Source organism: Streptomyces sp. HSW2009 (assembly GCF_040240285.1).
In the GTDB taxonomy this organism is placed as follows: domain Bacteria; phylum Actinomycetota; class Actinomycetes; order Streptomycetales; family Streptomycetaceae; genus Streptomyces.
This window is the reverse complement of record NZ_JBEHZD010000642.1, coordinates 1-3,942: the sequence shown is the minus strand read 5'-3', so window position 1 is coordinate 3,942 and position 3,942 is coordinate 1. Positions and strand designations below refer to the sequence as shown.

At 73.7% G+C, this 3,942-nt stretch carries 3 protein-coding genes; 1 reads left to right on the top strand and 2 read right to left on the bottom strand.

Annotated elements, in window-relative coordinates; genetic code table 11:
• Positions 1–106: 106 nt before the first annotated feature.
• Positions 107–1,456 carry a D-arabinono-1,4-lactone oxidase gene (locus AAHZ94_RS30000; protein ID WP_349996868.1) on the bottom strand — a complete coding sequence of 450 codons (1,350 nt, stop codon included), beginning with the start codon at positions 1,454–1,456 and terminating at the stop codon, positions 107–109.
• Entirely contained in the window at positions 1,386–2,684 is a 1,299-nt protein-coding gene (locus AAHZ94_RS29995) for an MFS transporter (RefSeq protein WP_349996867.1), read from the bottom strand. Before AAHZ94_RS29995 ends, AAHZ94_RS30000 begins: the two co-directional genes overlap by 71 nt.
• A 111-nt stretch (positions 2,685–2,795) precedes the next feature.
• On the opposite strand from AAHZ94_RS29995, the gene AAHZ94_RS29990 reads away from it, so the two are divergent.
• Positions 2,796–3,942 (top strand): ferrochelatase (locus tag AAHZ94_RS29990; protein WP_349996865.1); only part of this gene is annotated, 1,147 nt, incomplete at its 3' end.

Sequence of the window (3,942 nt, the reverse complement as noted above, 5' to 3'; positions counted from 1 at the left end):
CCCCCCCCCCCCCCCCCCCCCCCCCCCCCCCCCCCCCCCCCCCCCCCCCCCCCCCCCCCCGCTGACGGCGCCGGCCCGCGCCCGGCGCGTCGTACCACCGCAGCGCTCAGTCGCCGAGCACCCGGCGCAGATACGCGTTGCCGAAGGTGCGGTGCGGGTCGAGCCGGTCGCGGACGGCGGTGAACTCGCCGAACCGCGGATACACACCCGCCAGGTACGCCGCGTCCCGGCCGTGCACCTTGCCCCAGTGCGGGCGCCCGCCGTGCGCGGTCATGATGCGCTCCACGGCGGCGAAGTACGCCTCGTACGGCGTGCCGCGGTACAGGTGCACCGCCAGGTACGCCGTGTCGCGGCCGGACGCGGTGGACAGCGGGATGTCGTCGGCGGGCGCGGTGCGCACCTCGACGGGGAAGCTCACCCGCAGCCCGGAGCGCTCGATCATCGCCCGCAGCTCCCGCAGCGCCGCCATGGCCGTGGCCCGCGGCAGCGCGTACTCGCACTCCACGAACCGCACCCGGCGCGGGCTGGTGAACACCTTGTACGGGATGTCGGTGTAGGTGCGCGAGGACAGGACGCGGCTGGAGACCTGGGCGATGCCGGGGATGGTGGCCGGGACGGCGCGGCCGATGCTGCACGCCGCCTGGAAGAGGCCGTTGGAGAGGAGTTCGTCCTCCACCCAGCCGCTGATCCGGCCGGGCGGGTCCAGCGGTCCGGGGCTGCGGTTGTTCCGCTTGGTGAGGCAGTTGCCGGTGTGCGGGAACCAGAAGAACTCAAAGTGTTCGTTCTCGGTCACCCAATGCTCGAACTCCTCGGTGATCCGGTCGAACGGCATCGGTTCTTCGCGGGCCGTCAGCAGGAACTGCGGCTCGATGGCGAAGGTGAGGGCGGTGACGACGCCGAGCGCGCCGAGACCGACCCGGGCCGCGGCGAAGACCTCCGGGTGCTCGGTGGCCGAGCAGTGCAGCACCGAACCGTCGGCCGTCACCAACTCGACCGCGGTGAGCTGGGCGGAGAGCGAGGCGCAGGACCTGCCGGTGCCGTGGGTGCCGGTGCTGATCGCCCCGGCGGCCGTCTGCTCCATGATGTCGCCCATGTTGCTCAGCGACATGCCGTGCGCAGCCAGCGTCGCGTTCAACTGCCGCAGCGAGGTGCCGGCGCCGACCGTGACGGTGCGCGCCACCGGGTCCAGGGCGTGCACGCCGGCCAGCCGCGCCGGGCGGACGAGCAGCCCGTCCGTGGCGGCGGCCGGGGTGAACGAGTGCCCCGTGCCGACCGCCTTGACGGTCAGCCCGGCGTCGACCGCGGCCCGCACGGCCTCGACGACCTCGGCCGTGCTCGCCGGCGCGCAGACCCGGTCCGGCGTGGCCGTGACGTTGCCCGCCCAGTTACGCCACGGGCTGTGACTGCCGGCCGTCTTCCCCGTGGCCGTCCCGCCACGCGTCGCCACCTTGGCCATCCGCATCAGTTCCTCCCTGTGCCAACGGCGTGGACCCCGTCGGCTCTGCCGGTATCACCCGGCGGTAACCCAAGAACGCGAGAACCATCGCAGCCGTCCCCGAGATCCCCGGCACCACGTACGCCGTCTCGGCCCCCGCGGCGTCGACCACCCATCCCGAGGCGAGCGCGCCGAGCGCGATGCCCGTCGCGATTCCGGTGCTGGCCCAGGTCATGCCCTCGGTCAGCTTGGCGCGCGGTACGTGCTGCTGGACGAGGGACATGATGGTCACGCCGGTCGGTGCGATGGCAAGGCCCGAGACGAACAGGGCCGCGGCCATCAGACCGAGGTTCCCGACCAGCGGCAGCGGGAGGGTGGTCGCGGCCATTGCGCACACGCCCCACAGCCAGCGTCGCGCGGGCGGGCCCGTGACGTGCAGCAGCCCGAACACGGCGCCGGCCACGCAGGACCCCGCCGCATAGGTCGCGAGGACCAGGCTCGCCGCCGACTTGTGGCCCTGCTCCTCGGCGAAGGCGACCGTGACCACGTCCACCGAGCTGAAGATCGCACCCATGAACACGCCGGTGCCCACCAGGATGCGCAGCGCGGGGGAGCGCATCGCCGACCCCTTGCCGTGCCCGGCCTCGCGCGGCTGCGGCACCGGCTCGGTGGCCCGCTGCGCGGTGAGCCAGAACACGCCGCTGGCCAGGAAGCACGCGGCGATCAGCGGCCCGGCCTCGGGGAACCAGACGGTGGACAGGCTGATGGAGATGATCGGGCCGAGGATGAAGCAGAGTTCGTCCACGACCGACTCGAAGGAGTACGCGGTGTGCAGTTGCCGCGGCTCCTCGCGGTAGATGTTGGCCCAGCGCGACCTGATCATGGAGCCGAGCGCGGGCACGCAGCCGCCGCCGGCGGCGCACAGGAAGAGCACCCAGTCCGGCCAGCCGCGCTCCGCGCTCACCAGCAGGCCGGTGATGGCGGTCAGCGAGACGAGCACCGCGGGCCGCAGCACCCGCCGCTGGCCGTGCAGGTCCACCAGCCGGGACACCTGGGGTCCGAGCGCCGCGCCGGACAGCGCCAGGGTGGCGGCGAGCGCCCCCGCCAGCCCGTACCTCCCGGTGATCTCGGAGATCATCGTCACCACGCCGATGCCCAGCATCGCGAGCGGCATGCGACCGAGGAACCCCGCGGCGGAGAAGCCCGCGGTGCCGGGTGCGGCGAAGATCTCGCGATAGGGGTTGGGCACGGGGAGCGCTCCGCCGGTAAGGGATGTCCTGGGCCGATACAGCTTACGGCTCGGCGCGGCGCGTCGCAGGGGTATTTCCCGGCGGTCAGAGGCGGGTGGCAGGATCGTCACATGTCAGCCGAGCCCCCCTCTGCACCCCCCGTTCCGCCCGCCGCCACCGCGCCGTACGACGCCCTGCTGCTGCTGTCCTTCGGCGGCCCCGAGGGACCGGACGACGTGGTTCCCTTCCTGGAGAACGTGACGCGTGGCCGGGGCATCCCCCGAGAACGGCTCAAAGAGGTCGGCCAGCACTACTTCCTGTTCGGCGGCGTCAGCCCGATCAACGAGCAGAACCGCGCCCTGCTGGCGGCGCTGCGCGAGGACTTCGCCCAGCACGACCTCGACCTGCCGATCTACTGGGGCAACCGCAACTGGGCCCCCTACCTCACCGACACCCTGCGCGAGCTGGCCCGCGACGGCCACCGCCGCGTCCTGACGCTGGCCACCAGCGCGTACGCCTCGTACTCGGGCTGTCGGCAGTACCGCGAGAACCTCGCCGACGCGCTGGCCACGCTCGCCGCCGAGGGCCTGCCGGCGCTGCGGATCGACAAGCTCAGGCACTACTTCAACCACCCCGGGTTCATCGAGCCGATGGTGGACGCGACGCTGACGGCGCTGGCCGAGCTGCCCGCGGACGCCAGGGCCGGCGCCCACCTGGCCTTCACCACGCACTCCATCCCCACGGCAGCGGCCGACACCGCGGGCCCGCCGCCGGCGCACACCGAGGGCGCCCAGGGCGGTGCGTACGTGGCCCAGCACCGGGACGTGGCCCGGGTGATCGTGGACATGGTGCGCGAGCGGACGGGCGTGGAGTACCCGTGGCGGCTGGTCTACCAGTCGCGCAGCGGCGCCCCGCACATCCCCTGGCTCGAACCGGACATCTGCGACCACCTGGAGGAGCTGCACGGCGCCGGCGTCTCCGCCGCCGTGATGGTCCCCATCGGCTTCGTGTCGGACCACATGGAGGTGGTGTACGACCTGGACACGGAGGCTGCGGCCAAGGCGGCCGAGCTGGGCCTTCCGGTCTCCAGGGCGGCCACCGTCGGCGCCGACCCGAGGTTCGCCGCCGCGGTGCGGGAACTGGTCGTGGAGCGGGCCGCCACCGAGCGGTTCGCGGTGGGCCCGGCGCCCGGCGCCGCGCCGCCGGAGCGGTGCGCGCTCGGCGCCCTCGGTCCCAGCCACGACGTCTGCCCGGTCGGCTGCTGCCCGGCGCGCGCCC

What these genes read in the sequence shown, in the direction of transcription:
- AAHZ94_RS30000 (WP_349996868.1), bottom strand. Translation starts at nt 1,456, where the DNA reads ATGGCCAAGGTGGCGACGCGTGGCGGGACGGCCACGGGGAAGACGGCC.